Annotated in this window: 14 protein-coding genes; 11 read left to right on the top strand and 3 right to left on the bottom strand. The window is 46.3% G+C overall.

Annotated elements, in window-relative coordinates; all coding sequences use genetic code 11:
* The first annotated feature begins 174 nt into the window (after window positions 1-174).
* The 5 genes from IEX62_RS12705 to dapD all read left to right on the top strand — a co-directional run bounded on the left by IEX62_RS12705 (window position 175) and on the right by dapD (window position 4,614).
* A complete protein-coding gene (locus IEX62_RS12705) occupies window positions 175-1,245 on the top strand; it encodes a branched-chain amino acid aminotransferase (protein ID WP_188775891.1) in 1,071 nt (356 codons plus the stop codon).
* Window positions 1,246-1,462: 217 nt separating this feature from the next.
* Complete coding sequence (locus IEX62_RS12700) at window positions 1,463-1,792, top strand: PadR family transcriptional regulator (protein ID WP_188775890.1); 330 nt, start codon at window positions 1,463-1,465, stop codon at window positions 1,790-1,792.
* Window positions 1,785-2,627: a hypothetical protein gene (locus IEX62_RS12695; RefSeq protein ID WP_188775889.1), complete on the top strand. Its 843-nt coding sequence runs from the start codon at window positions 1,785-1,787 to the stop codon at window positions 2,625-2,627. Before IEX62_RS12700 ends, IEX62_RS12695 begins: the two co-directional genes overlap by 8 nt.
* 194 nt (window positions 2,628-2,821) lie before the next feature.
* On the top strand, window positions 2,822-3,508 hold the full coding sequence (locus tag IEX62_RS12690) for a hypothetical protein (RefSeq protein ID WP_188775888.1): 687 nt from the start codon (window positions 2,822-2,824) through the stop codon (window positions 3,506-3,508).
* A 392-nt stretch (window positions 3,509-3,900) separates the two neighbouring features.
* A complete protein-coding gene (dapD, locus tag IEX62_RS12685; protein WP_188775887.1) occupies window positions 3,901-4,614 on the top strand; it encodes a 2,3,4,5-tetrahydropyridine-2,6-dicarboxylate N-acetyltransferase in 714 nt (237 codons plus the stop codon).
* Between the two features lie 107 nt (window positions 4,615-4,721).
* Here dapD and IEX62_RS12680 read toward each other — a convergent pair whose 3' ends face one another.
* Window positions 4,722-5,120, bottom strand: a complete 399-nt coding sequence (locus IEX62_RS12680) for an Imm8 family immunity protein (RefSeq protein ID WP_188775886.1) — start codon at window positions 5,118-5,120, stop codon at window positions 4,722-4,724.
* 161 nt (window positions 5,121-5,281) lie between these two features.
* Between IEX62_RS12680 and IEX62_RS12675 the strand changes: the two genes are divergently transcribed.
* Both IEX62_RS12675 and IEX62_RS12670 read left to right on the top strand, forming a co-directional pair.
* Window positions 5,282-6,421, top strand: a complete 1,140-nt coding sequence (locus IEX62_RS12675; protein WP_188775885.1) for an N-acetyldiaminopimelate deacetylase — start codon at window positions 5,282-5,284, stop codon at window positions 6,419-6,421.
* 738 nt (window positions 6,422-7,159) lie between these two features.
* The gene (locus IEX62_RS12670) at window positions 7,160-7,996 is read left to right on the top strand and encodes a YitT family protein (RefSeq protein ID WP_188775884.1); all 837 of its coding nucleotides are present in this window, start codon (window positions 7,160-7,162) and stop codon (window positions 7,994-7,996) included.
* 312 nt (window positions 7,997-8,308) lie between these two features.
* Here the strand turns inward: IEX62_RS12670 and IEX62_RS12665 are convergent, their stop codons facing one another.
* Together IEX62_RS12665 and IEX62_RS12660 are read right to left on the bottom strand one after the other, a co-directional pair.
* Window positions 8,309-10,291 (bottom strand): methyl-accepting chemotaxis protein, encoded by a 1,983-nt coding sequence (locus IEX62_RS12665; protein WP_188775883.1) that lies wholly within the window; start codon window positions 10,289-10,291, stop codon window positions 8,309-8,311.
* A gap of 279 nt (window positions 10,292-10,570) precedes the next feature.
* Window positions 10,571-11,731 carry an aminotransferase A gene (locus IEX62_RS12660; protein ID WP_188775882.1) on the bottom strand — a complete coding sequence of 387 codons (1,161 nt, stop codon included), beginning with the start codon at window positions 11,729-11,731 and terminating at the stop codon, window positions 10,571-10,573.
* Window positions 11,732-12,811: 1,080 nt separating this feature from the next.
* On the opposite strand from IEX62_RS12660, the gene IEX62_RS12655 reads away from it, so the two are divergent.
* The 4 genes from IEX62_RS12655 to IEX62_RS12640 are packed head-to-tail and all read left to right on the top strand — an operon-like array spanning window position 12,812 to window position 16,606.
* On the top strand, window positions 12,812-13,921 hold the full coding sequence (locus IEX62_RS12655) for an ABC transporter ATP-binding protein (protein WP_188775881.1): 1,110 nt from the start codon (window positions 12,812-12,814) through the stop codon (window positions 13,919-13,921).
* Window positions 13,911-14,723, top strand: coding sequence for an ABC transporter permease (locus IEX62_RS12650; protein ID WP_188775880.1), 813 nt, complete (start codon window positions 13,911-13,913; stop codon window positions 14,721-14,723). The genes IEX62_RS12655 and IEX62_RS12650 overlap by 11 nt, the downstream gene beginning before the upstream one ends.
* Entirely contained in the window at window positions 14,713-15,537 is an 825-nt protein-coding gene (locus tag IEX62_RS12645) for an ABC transporter permease (protein ID WP_188775879.1), read from the top strand. Before IEX62_RS12650 ends, IEX62_RS12645 begins: the two co-directional genes overlap by 11 nt.
* A gap of 1 nt (window position 15,538) precedes the next feature.
* A complete protein-coding gene (locus IEX62_RS12640; protein ID WP_188775878.1) occupies window positions 15,539-16,606 on the top strand; it encodes an ABC transporter substrate-binding protein in 1,068 nt (355 codons plus the stop codon).
* Window positions 16,607-16,956 lie beyond the last annotated feature (350 nt).

Genomic DNA, 16,956 nt, shown 5'->3' with positions numbered 1-16,956 from the left:
AGCCGTTTAGCGAAGCATAGTAGCGAGTAGAACGCTTACAAAATCGGTCAGTTATGCCTCAAGCACAAACTAGACTCGCATCTGTTCTATTTTGCTATTTTCGCAAAAGGGTTAAAAGTGATATGATTTAATGAAATCATAATTAATTAGGACTATCCGTAAGGAGACATGACGATGAGTATCGAGATCAAGATCGAAAAGACAACCACACCGAAAGAGAAGCCAGCTACACAGGGGCTTGTATTCGGAAGCAAATTTACAGATCATATGTTCATTCTGGACTATGAGCAAGGCAAAGGCTGGCACGATGCACGCATCGTTCCTTATCAAAATATTAGCCTGGACCCAGCAGCAAAGGTATTCCACTACGGTCAGACGATTTTCGAGGGTCTGAAAGCATATCTGGCGGAAGACGGACGTATCCTCATGTTCCGTCCCACAAAAAACATTGAGCGTTTGAACCTGTCCAATGAGCGTCTGAGCATTCCAGAGATCGATCCAGAGATCGCGCTGGAAGCACTGCGTCAGCTGATCCTGCTCGATAAGGATTGGATTCCGGAGGGCGAAGGTACATCCCTGTATGTGCGCCCATTCGTTATTGCGACTGAGCCTGCGCTGGGCGTTGCCCCATCGCTGAAATACAAATTCATGATCATCCTGTCCCCGGTTGCTGCTTACTATGCAGAAGGGATCAATCCGGTCAAAATCTACGTGGAATCCAAGTACGTACGTGCTGTTCCAGGTGGCGTAGGCATGGCGAAAACCGCGGGTAACTACGCAGCCGGACTGAAAGCACAGGAAGGCGCTACCGAGCTGGGTTATTCTCAGGTGCTCTGGCTGGATGGCGTGCATCGTAAATATATTGAGGAAGTCGGCAGCATGAACGTCTTCTTCAAAATCGACGGCACTGTGGTAACGCCTGCCCTGAACGGCAGTATCCTGAACGGGATTACACGTGATTCGATCATTCAACTGCTCAAGCACTGGGATATTCCGGTGGAGGAGCGCCTGCTGTCGATCGACGAGCTAGAAGAAGCCCACAAAGCAGGTACGCTGGAAGAAGCATTCGGCACAGGCACCGCAGCTGTCATCTCCCCAATGGGCGAGCTGAACTGGCAGGGCGAGAAAATGCTGATCAACGAAGGCAAAACCGGTGAGCTATCTGCGAAGCTGTACGAGACACTGACAGGTATTCAGAAGGGTGTCGAGGAAGATCCGTTTGGTTGGACGCTGGAAGTGAAGTGAGGAAGAGCTAGGGCTTTTAAAAGAATATTGAAAATAAAAAGGATCAGGTTTCGTAATGAAATCTGATCTTTTTTATTTTATAGATTGTATCCTTGTAATTTGTATCTCTCATTACGATTAGCCGCGTTTGATCAAATTCCTACATACTCGTTACTGAATAATACCTTGATTCTCGATGTATACTTGAATAAAATAGAAATTATAGGAGGTGTTGGTTATGAAATCCAAGAGTTTTTTAGAAATTATAATCTTATCTGTAATTGCTGAGAATGATACATATGGATACCAATTATCCAAAAAGATAAACCAGATCAATGCTGAGTATCTAAAATTAGGTGAAGGAACGCTATATCCATGCTTGAGTCGTTTGGAGAATAAAGGATATCTAAGCTCCTACATGGCATTAACAGAAGGTAGAGAGCGAAAATACTACAGTATAACAACCGTAGGAAAAGCCTATTTGGCAAATAAAATCAAAGAAAGAGAAGGCGAGAATAATATTATTTCCTTACTGACTCGCTCATTCAAAGAATATGGATATGAATAATATTGAGGAATTTGCACAAAATAGTGTCCAGCGTATGAGGCTGAATCAAAACAAAGCAAAAGAAGTGAAGATCGAGATCATTGATCATTTATATGAATTAAAGAGGGAGTTATGTAGTAAGGGTATTGATAAAGAGCTGGCAGAACAACTAGCTTTTGAGAAATTAGGCAAAGTTGATTTGATGCTAAGATGGCATGAAAGGAAGACTTTTCAGCTAGTATCTTCAGCAATAGTGTATGTTGTGTTTTATTTGTTAACGTATTTGTTTGCACATAACTGGTTAGAGATTAGCAAATATATCGAAGCTAATCTAATTGCCATTATCCCTATAGTTTTCACAAGTTTTTATTTTATAAGTATCAATCGATCTTTTGATCATATCGATTTTTTATATAAATGCTTAATCATTCCGCTTTTTATAGTTGAAAAGATCACATTACCTATTTTTGCATACCTCATGTTTAATCGTTATGCTAATCATTCATTCAGCGATATTGCTGGATTTACTGATAGTCAGTACCCTTTGATACTAATAAAAGGATTAGTGGGAGGGATACAGTTTTATAGCGAATATTATATGTTGAGTAGTGTATTTGTGTTATTGGCAGTATTTTTAGTAATGGATAAGTTGAAGAGTTTGATTGATGTCTCATTGACATTTATCCTCGTAGTGTATGTGAATATGATCGTCACGGCGCTAGTTATGATATACGGCATTACAGATAATGTATTTGGCGGTGCAACTAATGCTAAAGTGATGATGATCATTATGGTGTATTTATTATGTAATGTAGTTGTGCTTTTGATACATCGAAAGCGAGTGAGAACAGCTTGAATGCGAAGAACAGGTTCTAGTTCACACAAAGGTGGAGTAGATGATTTTTAATTCGGATAACTTCGTATATTCTCTAGAATTTGTAATATAATGTGCTCATAGATCATGCAATGATAACTACATAATCTAGTGAAAGGAGCGTCTGCTGAATACGTTAAGCAGGAGCTGGGTAGTAAAAGCAGGCACACATTTTTATGCGTGGACAAAAAGAAGCCATTCGAAAGCAGTTCTACACCCAATTAGGAGCATTGATTGCAGAGCATAATTACATACCCGTCAAAAGTTATTCAACTACAGATTATGCTTTTCTGAAAAAAGCTCATCCTGATGTGGATTGGCACCTGGACAGTCATTTGAGTCATGCTCAGCCGCCTTATACGGTTTTCTCAACATTGGGATGTCGCTATGTTGCGGCAATGGAACGACTGAATGAGTTTTTGAATAAGCATGAGATTACTGCGATTTCTCATCCTACGGTTGGCTTTGGTTCCTGGGTGAGTAAGTATGCACCGACAGAGAAATTGTCAACCGTTACAGATGACAGGAAACTATTGAATGTTACCGCTGACAATATAGAAGAAGCGGCTAGACAAGCCTGTGAGCAAATTATGATGGCGGAAAGCGCATATTTGCTACCGCGTGTGGATCAGAGTAAGGTAGTGGAGGAATATTTGACTAAACGAACGCATCAGTGGCCGGGTGGTGATCTATTTAACTGTTGTGTGACGATTATTAGCTATGGATTGCTTACGGAAGATCCAGTGTTAATTAAAAGAGGGGTCGAGCGTACATTTGAGATTTTGAATAAGCCGAATTATAGTCAGCGGAATCGAGAGTTTTTTGAAGCGGTGAGAGATGCGGTACATAAGGATTTTGGATGAGTTCGTAAGCTGAATTGCTAGATAGCTAAAGGGATAAATGTATAAGGTATCAAAGGGATAAAGGAGCGAATTACTAACAAGTAGAATGGCCGATAGCTCCGTTCGCCTGCTCTATATACTTGATCCTCCAATCTAAATGGTTCCCTTCTACTTCACTATTTGTATCTCTAAAACTTCCCCACATGCACTATCTGTATAAACATTTGGTGTAAATATCATCCATCAATTGCGAGGGGTCTTCAATATGTGCTATAAAGGATGTAGCTTCGAAGCAGGAGCAAACTGTGTCCGTACATTCGGTTATGACCGCGCAGGTCATACGGTTGAATAGAGCACACCGCCCCGAGCAGGATGCGGTGATATTATGATGAAAAAGGAGCTGTCATCTACATATGTCTACTGAGATGAACACGCATGAAATTATTAACCTGATCAAAACAAGCAAAAAGAAAACTCCCGTGAAGGTACACCTGAAAGGTGATCTGGCAGGTCTGACATTCCCTGAAGACGTAAAAACATTCATTAACGGCAACACTGGCGTCATTTTCGGCGACTGGGCTGATATTCAAGGCGTACTGGCTGAAAATAGTGCGAAGATCGAAGACCATGTGGTAGAGAGCGACCGTCGCAACTCGGCGATCCCACTGCTGGACATGAAAAACATCAACGCACGCATTGAGCCGGGCGCATTTATTCGTGAAATGGTATCGATCGGTGACAACGCGGTTATTATGATGGGCGCGGTAATCAACATCGGTGTGGTGATCGGTGAAGGTACAATGATCGATATGGGCGCTGTACTGGGCGGTCGTGTACAGGTCGGTAAAATGTGTCACATCGGCGCAGGCTCCGTACTGGCAGGCGTAATCGAGCCACCAAGCGCACAGCCAGTTGTCGTTGAGGACGATGTATTGATCGGTGCGAACGTTGTTGTACTGGAAGGCGTACGTATCGGTGAAGGTGCAGTTGTTGCCGCAGGCGCAGTTGTAACACAGGATGTACCTCCATTCTCCGTTGTTGCAGGTACACCTGCACGCGTGATCAAGCAAGTGGACGACAAAACAAAGTCTAAAACCGAAATCCTGCAAGACCTGCGTACACTGTAAGCAAAATCATAATGTTCCCCAATAAAGAAGGCTGTCACAGTAAAATGGTGACAGCCTTCTTATGATCTAAATGAAGAGTTCTGTTAGTATAAATAGGATCGATTAATTCAGTCTTCATTCGTCGCATTGTTACGCTCATATTCCCAGTTAAAATGATGGAGCAACTCCTCTAACGAATCTTGCCGATCAAGGATCATAATGGAGTCGAGAACAGATTCAATTCGAGCTACTACCTCTTTCCATGTGTAGTGATCCAGTAGGATCATACGCGTATGAGTAGCTGACTTGAGCGAGCTATGTCTTTGCCGAGCTTCGGCAATGCCAGCTGGGGTGGCAATGATGACCCAATACAGATCAGCCCTTTGTTCATCCTGCAAGCCAATCGCCATCTCCAAATGATAATAGACATTATCGTTGTCAGGCATCCATTGCTCAATATGATCGATATCGGGTGAGTGATAATGTTTAACCTGGAGCTTTAGCGGTGTCGACTTCTTTTTCTTCATCTCCAAGCCTCCATGCCATAAAATAGGTCTGTATCTGTATCTGTATCTGTATCTGTATCTGTATCTGTATCTGTATCCGCTAGGAATTCGCATGAATGCGTTAATCCATTTTACCTGCGGTTATTGTTGTTTATTTTACCAGAGTTAAAGGAGTACATGTGATGACTAACATTAATCTGATCGATATTCGTCGTGATCTACACCGCATTCCAGAGGCGGGATTTCAGGAGTTTAAAACGCAGCGTTATTTGCTGGATTATATTGCAACATTACCACAGGAGCATATCGAGGTACGTACATGGAAAACAGGTATTCTCGTCTATGTGCATGGCACCGCGCCGAAGCGCCGCTTTGGTTACCGTGCGGATATGGATGGGCTGCCGATTGTAGAAGAAACGGGCTATGATTTTAAAAGTGAGCATCCCGGCTATATGCATGCATGTGGGCATGATCTGCATATGACGATTGGGCTTGGCGTGCTGACCGCGATCGTACAGCAGCGGATGGAGGATGATCTGATCGTTATTTTCCAACCTGCTGAGGAAGGGCCTGGTGGGGCGCAGCCGATGCTGGCGAGTGCAGAGCTAGCAGATTGGATGCCGGAGCAAATGATCGGGCTACATGTTGCGCCAGAGTATCCGGTCGGTACGATTGCCGTTCGGCAGGGCATCCTGTTTGCGAATACATCGGAGCTGTTCATCGATCTGATCGGTACGGGTGGACATGCGGCGTATCCGCATCGTGCTAACGATATGGTGGTGGCTGGCTGCCAGCTGGTTGGACAATTGCAAAGTATTGTGGCGCGCAATGTGAATCCGCTCGATTCGGCTGTCATTACGATCGGCAAAATTGAAGGCGGTACGAAGCAAAATATTATCGCCGAGCGGGCAAGGCTGGAGGGCACGATTCGTACGCTATCCGCAGAGACGATGGTGCTGATCAAATCACGCATTGAAGCGCTGGTCAAGGGTATTGAAGCGGGCTTCGACTGTCGCGCTGAGATTGACTGGGGCGCTAACTATATGCAGGTGTATAATGAAGAGAAGCTGACGGCTGAATTTATGAGCTGGCTCGCGAAGCGTGACGATGTGACGCTATTTGAATGTACCGAAGCGATGACGGGTGAGGATTTCGGTTATTTTCTAGAACAGATTCCGGGCTTTATGTTCTGGCTTGGTGTGGATACGCCGTATGGCCTGCACCACGCGAAGCTGGAGCCGAGTGAGGCTGCAATCGATGTGGCTGTACGCACAGTGACAGACTATCTGCGCTGGCAATCGGCTGGTACTGTGACGGTATAATCATCGATAAGATGCTCTATCGTAGAGCGATCTTTTTAACAATGTGAACACTTCTTTAAAAAGCAGAAGAGCGATTGATGCTCTTCTGCTTTTTTTAATTAGATAAGAGTCTATGTTACAAAATGATAAAAATAAATGTGATTTCGCTAGCTCATAGCATCTATGTATCGTCTGTTCGCCATAGGAACATAATTTATAATGATGCAATTACAGCCGCATTTGCACATTTACTTTATATTCATAAGCTGCACTGCATGTTCATGTAACAGCGTGCTTTTTTACGTTAATCAGGCAATGAAATGAATGGGCAAAGGATAGGAAAAAAGCTTTGACTTGCTGCAAGACGGGGCTTAAAATACTCATTTGGCGGGTAAGGATGGAAATGGGGCTATTTTGCCATGTTTCTTGCCGAATTCGCTGATTTTTGGCGTTTGGCGTTGTTTTCTCGTGCTTTACAAAGATTTCATCCTCTCGTGATCTAGAGCAGGCATACTAGAAGGAATACTGTATATATGCTGTATGACAGTACCGGATGGGTGGGCAGCTCTATGACGATAGATAAGGATGAAAACGATAGTCGCTTGATATTGATATGAGGATAAATGGGCTCTATCGCCGTATTCGTAGAGAATACGCATGGATATAGTCAAGATAGAGACCCTGATCTATACAAACAGCATTGTAGCATGTTCATAACAACTCCCATTGGGAAGGTAACTATAGAAGGAGTATGGGTGAATGAAAAAACGTATTTACGATATGATATTGCTAACTGTCGGCGCCTTTCTGTTCGCGCTGGCGGTCAATCTATTTATTATTCCGAACAATCTCGGTGAAGGTGGCGTAACCGGGGTTACGATTATTTTGTACTATTTATTCCAGTGGTCACCGGGGCTTGTCAACCTCGTCATTAACTCCTTTTTGATCCTGATCGGATATAAGTTTTTGGATAAAACGAGTATCGTGTACACGATTATTGCGGTCGCACTGAACTCGCTCTTCCTGCATCTGACGGAGGGCTGGCGAATTGAGTCTAACGAGATTGTCGTGAATGCTGTGTTCGCAGGTGTGCTCGTAGGTGTGGGGCTTGGACTGATTATCCGTGCAGGTGGTACGACCGCAGGTACTGCGATTCTGGCACGCATCACGCATAAATATCTGGACTGGAATATTAGCTATGGTCTGCTGTTCTTCGATCTGATCGTAGCATTCTCGTCATTGTTTATTATCGGGCCAGAGCGTCTGATGCTGACGATTATCGCGCTGTATATCGGTACGAAGGTGATGGACTTTATTATCGAGGGTCTGAATCCGAAAAAGGCAGTGACCATCATCTCCTCGCATCAGGATGCGATTGCAGAAAAAGTCATTACGGTGATGGATCGCGGTGTAACTGTATTGTCCGGGCATGGCTATTACACCAAAACGCCGAAGGAAGTGCTGTATATCGTCATTAGCAAGCAGGAAGTGTCCGTGCTCAAGAAGATCGTTCGTAAAGAAGATCCGAATGCGTTTATTACGATTCACGATGTACGTGACGTGTTTGGCGAAGGCTTTCTGGAGCTGTCAAAGTAACGAGGCCTGTAGGCAAGATATCCGTTTTAATTGGTGCGGGTTTCTTCGTATTCATGCTTGAAAAGTTAATACAAATATCTCGACAAAAAAAGCCAGATCGCATCATTCAGCGATCTGGCTTTTCTATCGTTATAGATGGAGATGGTAGAGCAAGATGAGATCAGCGACACAGGATATAAGCTGTTTGCCCCAATCGCTTGCTGCGGCTCGATAAACGGCGTTCGGCTTCATTTCCCCCAATTAACGAATCCGATCTATATAAGCTACAAGAAGCAAGATAATCTACAAGAAACAAGCGTGAGATGAACTGCATTACTCCCCAATCTTGAAGTGCTCGATCTCCTTCTGTAAATCCTCTGCCAGCTTGGACAGGGATTGTGCAGACGAGCTGATCTCTTCCATCGACGCGAGCTGCTCCTCCGCAGATGCGGCGATATCGTGCATGTTTCCAGCATTTTTACCAGCAATATCGCTCACTTCGGCTACGGATTGTGCTACATCGTCAGCATTGTTGCTCACATCGCTGATCAGTGTGTTCATTTCCTGCAAGCTGGAGGAAATATCGTGAGCGTTGGATTTGAGCTGCTGGAACTGGTCTGCGGATTGCTGTACGCCGCTCAGGCCTTCTCCCACGGATTGGTGAATTCGATCAAAGGTAGAGATCGATTCGTTGATTTCACTAATGATATCCTGTAGCAAGCCTTCGATATGGCCTGCGGATTGATGCGATTGCTCGGCGAGCTTTTTCACTTCTCCTGCAACGACGCTAAAGCCTTTACCTGCCTCACCTGCGCGTGCGGCTTCGATTGCAGCGTTCAGGGAGAGTAGATTGGTCTGCTCGGCGATCGTATTGATCGTTTTTAGAATATCGCTAATTTGTGAAGACTTATGCGACAGACCATTTACTACGCCATACGCTTCGTTGACGGCATGATCGATTTGCTCGATCTGGGATACGGTACGGCGCACGAGCTGATCGCCGCTGTCTGCCATCTGTGTAGACGTTTGGGATAGACCGAGCAGGGAACCGGAATGCTGCTGAACCTGATTCAGGAAGCCAGCGACCTCGCTCAATTGATGTGCGCTCTGGCTAATATGCGTATTCTGACGGTCGCTACCACCGGAAAATTGCTCGATTGCCTCTGTAATCTGCTCGGTTGCGCGACTGGTCTGCTCCGAGCTAGCGGTCAGCTCTTCGGAGCTTGCCACTACATCACTGACTGTATCCTGAATGGAGCCGACCAGCGAGCTGAGCGAGCGATTCATATCGTTAAAGGCAACGGATAATTTGCCAAGCTCGTCACGGCTGCGATCCTGTACGGAGCGAGTGAGATCGCCCTGACTGATCGCATGAGCGACATCGACGATACGATTCATCCGTTTGCTGATTGAGCGTGTGATCAGCCATACTACGATACCGCCTACGATGAGCGCGATAACGAGTACGATAAGTGTTTGATACAGAACAGGACTAACCTTTTCCTGGATTTCACTCTGGTTAAAGTTACCGACTAGCTTCCAACCGGTGATTGGACTGGTTACGTAGCTGAGTTGTTTATCTTGACCTTCAAATACGTAGCTAAATTGACCTTGCTCTTTATTTTCGGCAATGATGCGCTTGGCAATGTCATTCGTCTGTCCGGCAGCAATCGTTGGATGTGAAATGTACGTGCCGTCTGGTGCGATAATAAAGGCATAGCCCTTTTCACCGATTTTGACGGTGGAGGTGATCTGTAACAATGAAGCGATACTCAGGTCAAGACCGACCACGCCGCTATTATCATCGGTTTGTTTCGCTATCGTGACGGTCATTTGCTGAGTCGACGACGATACATAAGGAGGGGTAATGACGGCTTTGCCTGGATTAGCCTCTGCTAGCTTGTACCACGGACGCTGCCTTGGATCGTATCCGGGCGGATTGGGCTTGTCGGAAGAGGTGTAAAATACGCCTTGATTCGTACCTACATAGATACCTTCCAGATTAGAGCTGGCTTTGTCATACGTACGTAGCTGCTCCAGTAGCTCCGCTTGATCGCTGTAGCTTTGCTCGGTGATCGCCTTGGCAAAGTAATCAACAGCATCTATATTGCGCTGCATATCGTTATCTACGACAGAACTAAGCGTATTGGAGCTTAGTGTAGCGCTCCCGATAAGCTCATTACTAAGTGTGCGCTTCGCAATGGCATAAGAGACGAGACTTGATGTAACAAGTGCCGCTATAAGAACAGCGCAGAAGGACAGCATGAGCTTACGTCCGAGAGAAGGGTTAAACAATACGTGCTTTAGATTTTTCATTAGACTCCTCCATTTTTCGCTGTAGCTTGGTTCTATACAAGTATTATCGGCAGGCAATCCTATCAATTTAGAGAGCAGATGAGAAAGTTAATTAGATGAAGCGCTACCATTTATGAAATTTTTCAGAAAATATAGAAAAAGATTCATATTGCTGAGGGACATGGAGTAATAAGCGGTTTATTGTGGAAAAAAGAAGGAGCGCTATGTCTCATCATAGGAGGATAAGAAGCGATGAGGCATAGCGCTTGGGTTAGGGTGTTTACTTAAAGTTGGGTTCGTTTAGCGAGTGAGCTGCTGGACAAACTGCTCCAGTCGATCCAGCGATTGCTCTAATACAGGCATTGCATAGGCATAGGATAGGCGAATATAGCCTTCGCCATAGATCGAAAAAGCATCGCCCGGTACGACAGCTACGCGTGCTTCCTCCAATAATCGCATCGCAAATTCCATCGATGGAATGCCCAGATGCGCAATGGACGGAAATAGATAAAAGGCGCCTTCCGGCTTCTCCAGTGGCAGACCCATCGCAAGCAAGCGATCATACACATAATCGCGCCGTTCGCGATATGCTTCACGCATGGGTAGGGCATCATCGATGCCATGGGTTAATGCCTCAACAGCGGCAAACTGGCTGATCGAGCTGGCGCAGGACACATTATACTGATGCACCTTGAGCATATGAGCGCTAAGCCATGCTGGAGCAAAGGTAAAGCCGATTCGCCAGCCGGTCATCGAATGCGACTTGGATAGCCCGTTGATCACAATCGTTTTCTCTCTCATGCCGGGCAGCAGGGAGATGGAGCGATGCGGTTCATCGTAAATGAGCTCGCTGTAAATTTCATCGGAGATCACGAATAGCTCACGATCGCGCAGTAAGTCTGCCAGTCCTTGCAGCTCCTGCGCGCCCAGTACGCGTCCAGTTGGATTGGATGGATAACCAATCGCGACTGCCTTCGTACGCGGCGACAGATGCGGCTCGAGCAGCTCTGCTGTGAGCTTGAAGCCTGTACTGCGTGTGTCTACATAGACAGGAACCCCACCAGCTAAGCGAATGAGTGGCTCATAGCCAGGATAGATCGGCCCTGGCAAAATGACCTCATCGCCCGGTGACAAAATCGTGCGTAGCGCCACATCCAGCGCCTGACTGGCACCAACGGTAACGATGACCTCGGTGTCCATATCATATGACTGTCCGTAGCGAGTGCGTACAAAGTCAGCAGCGGCTCGGCGCAGTGCTGGAATGCCTGCATTGGGCGTGTACACCGTTTTCCCCTGCTGCATCGCCTGCTCGGCTGCTGTAATAATATGAGCTGGTGTAGGGAAGTCGGGCTGACCGAGCGTGAGTGCTAGCGCATCAGGATAGCGTGCGGCAGCGGTAGCGATTTTGCGAATGCCGCTGATTTGAATATCGTGTAGGGGAGTATGAATAAGATGTTCCATGGGCAGGACTCCTTTTAATATGGTGGTTGGGATATGAGATGATGTATATCGCGAGCTTTTGGTGTGGTGCTGGAACCACTCCGGGAAGGAATAAGGGGACGGACTCAGTGGAGCCGCGGGAATCTTTTGGATGAGGAAGGAATGAAGATTCCCGCCCCTCCAAAATCGTCCTTTCCCCTTATTTCCTTCCCGCAGTGAAGTGCGGTCTACATCATATCTTGTAAAAATGGCTGTGTATCATCTCATAGGTTAATTGGTGGAGCAGTAGGTTTAACATCTGTTCGTTCCTTGATGGTGATATGAGCAAATTGTGTTATTTAGAAGGTGGTAGAGATTACTGCTTGGATTGTAGAGATGAACATTTAAAAGGGCATACAGCCATAAAGCGTGCAATGTACTGATAGGTTAATATGCTGGTGAAGCAGGTTTTGTGCAGTTGGTGATACAGATCGTGTGTAGTTAGCAGTTAGTAGTTAGTGATACGGTAAGGGTTAGTTTTTTATTGGCGTTCTGTATCTGCATCTATATCTCTACCTCTACCTGTTTCTATAACTGTATATATAGCTGTATATATTGTACCTTATTCGGTTGGTTTGTAGGCAGTGCAATGGAGACAGGTCGGGCAAATGGATAGCAAGCGCAGGGTGAGCGGTTTGGTTGTTACTTTTACGTTATCATATGGAGAGTGGCACGTCTTTGTATTGGGTGTATGGCAATTTGCACATGGATGCTTGTGGAAATGAACTATATTTTACGAAAAATGCTGAAAAACAGGATGTTTTCTACAGATTTCAAACGTTATAATAGCAAATGTACCTTTTACAGTTATCTATGCTGGTTAATGTACGTGTAACGATAGGCTTGGAATCGTGCATGACAGGATGACTGGCTATGACATATGTAGATTGTGAATTGTATAGGTAAGGATTGGGCTTCATCTTTCAGTGTGAAGGTATGGGCGATGAAGCAGGTTATAGTGGGCTGCTAGTATTAGCAGTGAAGCAAGGAAACGGAAACGGTGCACCGGAGAGCGGCAGGCTGGCCGTCGTCAGAGAATCCGGATGCCAAAAGGAGGCTGTTATGAGCGACAACAATATTATCCGCTTTGACGGAGTGAGCAAGCGTTACGATGATGGCACGCAGGTGCTGGAGCATATTGATTTTGAGATCGAGCGTGGGAAGTTCTATACGCTGCTCGGGCCGTCAGGCTGCGGAAAAACGACGATTTTGCGCATGATCGCTGGCTTTACGGAGCCAAGCGGTGGCGATATTCATTTTAATGGCAAGGTGATTAACAAGGTGCCTGCCAACAAGCGTCAGGTGAACACGGTATTTCAGGATTATGCGCTGTTCCCTCATCTAAATGTATTTGAAAATGTAGCATTCGGGCTACGTGTCAAAAAGATGAAAAAGGACGCGATCGAGACGAAGGTGCAGGAAGCGCTGAAATTCGTCAATCTGGAAGGCTACGGCAAGCGTGCGATCTCGGAAATGTCCGGCGGTCAGCGTCAGCGTGTCGCGATTGCGCGTGCGCTCGTGAACGAGCCGGAAGTGCTACTGCTGGATGAACCGCTGTCTGCGCTTGATCTAAAGCTGCGTACGGAAATGCAGTACGAGCTGCGCGAAATTCAGCAGCGTCTGGGCATTACGTTCGTCTTTGTCACGCATGATCAAGAAGAAGCGCTGGCGATGTCGGATTATATTTTCGTTATGAATAAAGGCAAAATCGAGCAGAGTGGTACGCCAAACGATATCTATGATGAGCCGATCAACCGCTTTGTGGCGGACTTTATCGGGGAGTCGAATATCGTGCCTGCGCGTATGATCGAGGATTATCTGGTCGAGTTCAACGGCAAGCAGTTCCAGTGTGTCGATGCCGGGCTGCGTCCGAATGAAAATGTAGAGATCGTTATTCGTCCAGAGGATCTGGAGCTGACGACAGAAGAAAAAGGCAAGCTACAGGTGCGTGTCGATACACAGCTATTCCGCGGTGTGCATTATGAGATTAGCTGCTATGACGATTCCGGTCAGGAATGGTTGGTGCATTCGACTCGCAAGGCGGAGCCGGGAAGTCGTATCGGACTGGATTTTGATCCAGAAGCAATCCACGTTATGAGATTCGGTGAGAGCGAGGAAGATTTCGACCGCCGTCTGGAGGGCTACGGGGAGGGCGGCGACCATGCAAGCTAATACGCGCGCGATTTATATGCTGCCCTACTACGTCTGGATCGTTCTGTTCGTGGTAGCGCCTGTGGTGCTGGTCGGGTATTATTCCTTTTTTGATGTAGATGGACAGTTCACACTGCAAAATTACCGTACGTTTTTTACTCCGGTCTATTTGCAGATGACGCTTAGCTCGTTCTGGTATGCGTTTCTGGTGATGCTGTTCTCGCTGCTGATCGCGTATCCGGCAGCATACTGGCTGACACGGACGAAGCATCGGCAGCTATGGATTTTGCTGATTATTTTGCCGACATGGATTAATTTACTGCTGAAAACGTATGCGTTTATTGGTATTTTTGGTACGTATGGGCCGATCAATGCCTTTTTGGAAACGATTGGTGTAGGGCAGCAGCAATTGCTGTTTAATTCGTTCAGCTTTGTGTTTGTATCGGTGTATATTTTTGTGCCATTTATGATTTTGCCGATCTATAATGCGCTGGAGGAAATGAATCCATCGCTCATCTCGGCAGCACGCGATCTAGGTGCTTCGGGCTGGACGACGTTCCAGCGTGTTATTTTCCCGCTGACGATCTCGGGGGTCAAATCTGGCTGTATGGCGGTATTCATTCCGTCGCTGTCGCTATTTATGATTACGCGTCTGATCGCGGGGAATAAAGTGATCACGCTCGGTACGGCGATCGAGCAGCACTTTCTCGTTACGCAGGATTGGGGTATGGGCTCCACGGTAGCGGTGGTGCTGATCATTGCGATGGCACTGTTGATGCTGCTTAGCGGCGGCTTCGGACAGGAGGTGCGTCATGGCAAATAAGGGTCGCTGGGGTAATGTGTATCTGGTGCTCGTCTTTGCGGTGCTGTATGCGCCGATTCTGTACTTGATGTACTATTCGTTCAATAGTGCAGACAATATGCATCAGTTTGAAGGCTTTACATGGAAGTGGTATGGCGAGGTATTTCAGGATACGCGCCTGATGATTATTTTGATTAATACGCTGGTGATCGCGCTGTTATCGTCTACGATTGCGACGATGATCGGTATTATCGGTGCGCTGGCGATTGATCGGATTCGCCGCCGTCGTCTCAAGGATGCGGTGTTGTCGCTGAACAATGTGTTGATCGTTAGCCCGGACGTTATTATCGGTGCGTCGTTCTTAATCTTGTTCACGATTGTTGGCATCAAGCTGGGCTTTGCCTCGGTGCTGATCTCGCATATTGCGTTCAGTATTCCGATTACCGTGCTCATGATTTTACCGCGCTTGCAGGAAATGAGTCCAACGCTGATCGATGCGGCGCGTGATCTGGGTGCCAGTCGTCGTGATGTGCTGAGCAAGGTGATTTTACCGTTTATTAAGCCTGGTATTTTTGCTGGATTCTTTATGGCGTTCACGTATTCACTGGATGACTTTGCGGTGACGTTCTTCGTGACAGGGAATGGCTATTCCACGCTATCGGTCGAAATTTACTCCCGTGCAAGGCAGGGTGTATCGCTATCGATCAATGCGCTGTCCACGCTCATCTTCCTGTTCACGACTGCACTCGTGGTTGGCTATTATATGATCACACGCCGTTCGCAGGGACGCAGTCGCAAGCATGAGCCGGCTGCTGAAATGGGGGTGCCGAGATAAGATGAAAGCGATCAGTCGTACTTTTATCGTGATTATCGCAGTAGCGCTGCTGCTCATGTTCGTGGCGAACCGTCTGAATGTGAGTCAGGGCTATGCAGGTAGCAATACGCTGACGATCTATAACTGGGGCGATTATATCGATCCCGAGCTGCTGACCAAGTTTCAGAAGGAAACGGGTATTACGGTCATTTACCAGACATTTGATTCTAATGAAGCGATGCTGACCAAGATCGAGCAGGGTGGAACAACCTTTGATGTGGCGATTCCATCCGATTATGCGATCTCCAAGATGCGTGAGGAGAATCTGCTCATTCCGCTGGATCATAGCAAGCTGCCGAATTTGAAAAATATCGATCCATCGTTTCTGAATCTATCATTCGATCCAGACAACAAATACTCAGCTCCGTATTTCTGGGGAACGCTCGGCATTGTATACAATCCGAAGCTGACCAATCTGAAATTCCATAGCTGGGATGATCTATGGAATCCATCACTGCGCAACAATGTGCTGCTAACCGATGGTGCGCGTGAGGTGCTGGGCATGTCGCTGAGCAGCCTCGGTTACTCGCTCAATGATACGAACGATCAGCATCTACAGGCGGCGCTTGCGAAGCTGAAAAAGCTAACGCCGAACGTGAAAGCAATCGTCGGTGACGAGATCAAAATGCTATTGGCTAACAATGAAGCAGCGGCTGGACTGGTGTTCTCTGGCGATGCCTCGGAAATTATGGATCAGAACCCGGATCTGGATTATGTCGTACCGGATCAGGGCTCGAATCTATGGTTTGATAATATGGTCATTCCGAAGACAGCAGCCAATATAGACGGTGCGCACAAGTTCATTAACTTTATGATGAACCCGGAGGTAGCCGCGCAAAATGCCGAGTATGTCGGCTATGCCACACCGAATGATGCTGCACTCAAGCTGCTACCAGAGGATATTTCCAGTGACGAGCGCTTTTATCCGTCCAAACAAGTGCTGAAGCGCCTTGAGGTGTTCGATAATTTGGGTAAAAAGATGCTCGTGCATTACAATGAGCTATTCCTGCAATTCAAAATGAATAAATAATCACTATAGTTCGCTATTTTACCATCCGTTACTGTTGGAGCGAATGGAGCTTCTACGAAGACGGAGTGCAGTAGCTAAGAAAGCTTGATAATTTGCGGTTACATGCATTTTTATTGTGAATAAAATAAGCGGCTAAGATAAAAAGGGACATTGGCGACAAGCTGATGTTCCTTTTTCTTATATGAACTGCAATATTGTCCACCTTACATAGTTAAAATACCACATTTCAAAATACGCGACTGGATGATAACATATGGGCAATGTGTAGTGTGATGAGAAGACAAAAGGAACAGAGCCTATCGGATCGATAAAGGGGCGTACAGCGAAGTAGAGGATCGAACACCTATACA

It is taken from the genome of Paenibacillus hunanensis, from assembly GCF_014645615.1.
Taxonomy (GTDB): domain Bacteria; phylum Bacillota; class Bacilli; order Paenibacillales; family Paenibacillaceae; genus Saccharibacillus; species Saccharibacillus hunanensis.
This window is presented reverse-complemented; position numbering and strand designations above follow the sequence as displayed.

Bases quoted from the DNA above. Each gene is read 5' to 3' on its own strand.
- IEX62_RS12655 (WP_188775881.1), top strand. From the start codon at position 12,812: ATGAGCGACAACAATATTATCCGCTTTGACGGAGTGAGCAAGCGTTAC.
- IEX62_RS12650 (WP_188775880.1), top strand. From the start codon at position 13,911: ATGCAAGCTAATACGCGCGCGATTTATATGCTGCCCTACTACGTCTGG.
- IEX62_RS12660 (WP_188775882.1), bottom strand. From the start codon at position 11,731: ATGGAACATCTTATTCATACTCCCCTACACGATATTCAAATCAGCGGC.
- IEX62_RS12640 (WP_188775878.1), top strand. From the start codon at position 15,539: ATGAAAGCGATCAGTCGTACTTTTATCGTGATTATCGCAGTAGCGCTG.
- dapD (WP_188775887.1), top strand. From the start codon at position 3,901: ATGTCTACTGAGATGAACACGCATGAAATTATTAACCTGATCAAAACA.
- IEX62_RS12700 (WP_188775890.1), top strand. From the start codon at position 1,463: ATGAAATCCAAGAGTTTTTTAGAAATTATAATCTTATCTGTAATTGCT.
- IEX62_RS12670 (WP_188775884.1), top strand. From the start codon at position 7,160: ATGAAAAAACGTATTTACGATATGATATTGCTAACTGTCGGCGCCTTT.
- IEX62_RS12665 (WP_188775883.1), bottom strand. From the start codon at position 10,291: ATGAAAAATCTAAAGCACGTATTGTTTAACCCTTCTCTCGGACGTAAG.
- IEX62_RS12645 (WP_188775879.1), top strand. From the start codon at position 14,713: ATGGCAAATAAGGGTCGCTGGGGTAATGTGTATCTGGTGCTCGTCTTT.
- IEX62_RS12695 (WP_188775889.1), top strand. From the start codon at position 1,785: ATGAATAATATTGAGGAATTTGCACAAAATAGTGTCCAGCGTATGAGG.
- IEX62_RS12690 (WP_188775888.1), top strand. From the start codon at position 2,822: ATGCGTGGACAAAAAGAAGCCATTCGAAAGCAGTTCTACACCCAATTA.
- IEX62_RS12705 (WP_188775891.1), top strand. From the start codon at position 175: ATGAGTATCGAGATCAAGATCGAAAAGACAACCACACCGAAAGAGAAG.
- IEX62_RS12680 (WP_188775886.1), bottom strand. From the start codon at position 5,120: ATGAAGAAAAAGAAGTCGACACCGCTAAAGCTCCAGGTTAAACATTAT.
- IEX62_RS12675 (WP_188775885.1), top strand. From the start codon at position 5,282: ATGACTAACATTAATCTGATCGATATTCGTCGTGATCTACACCGCATT.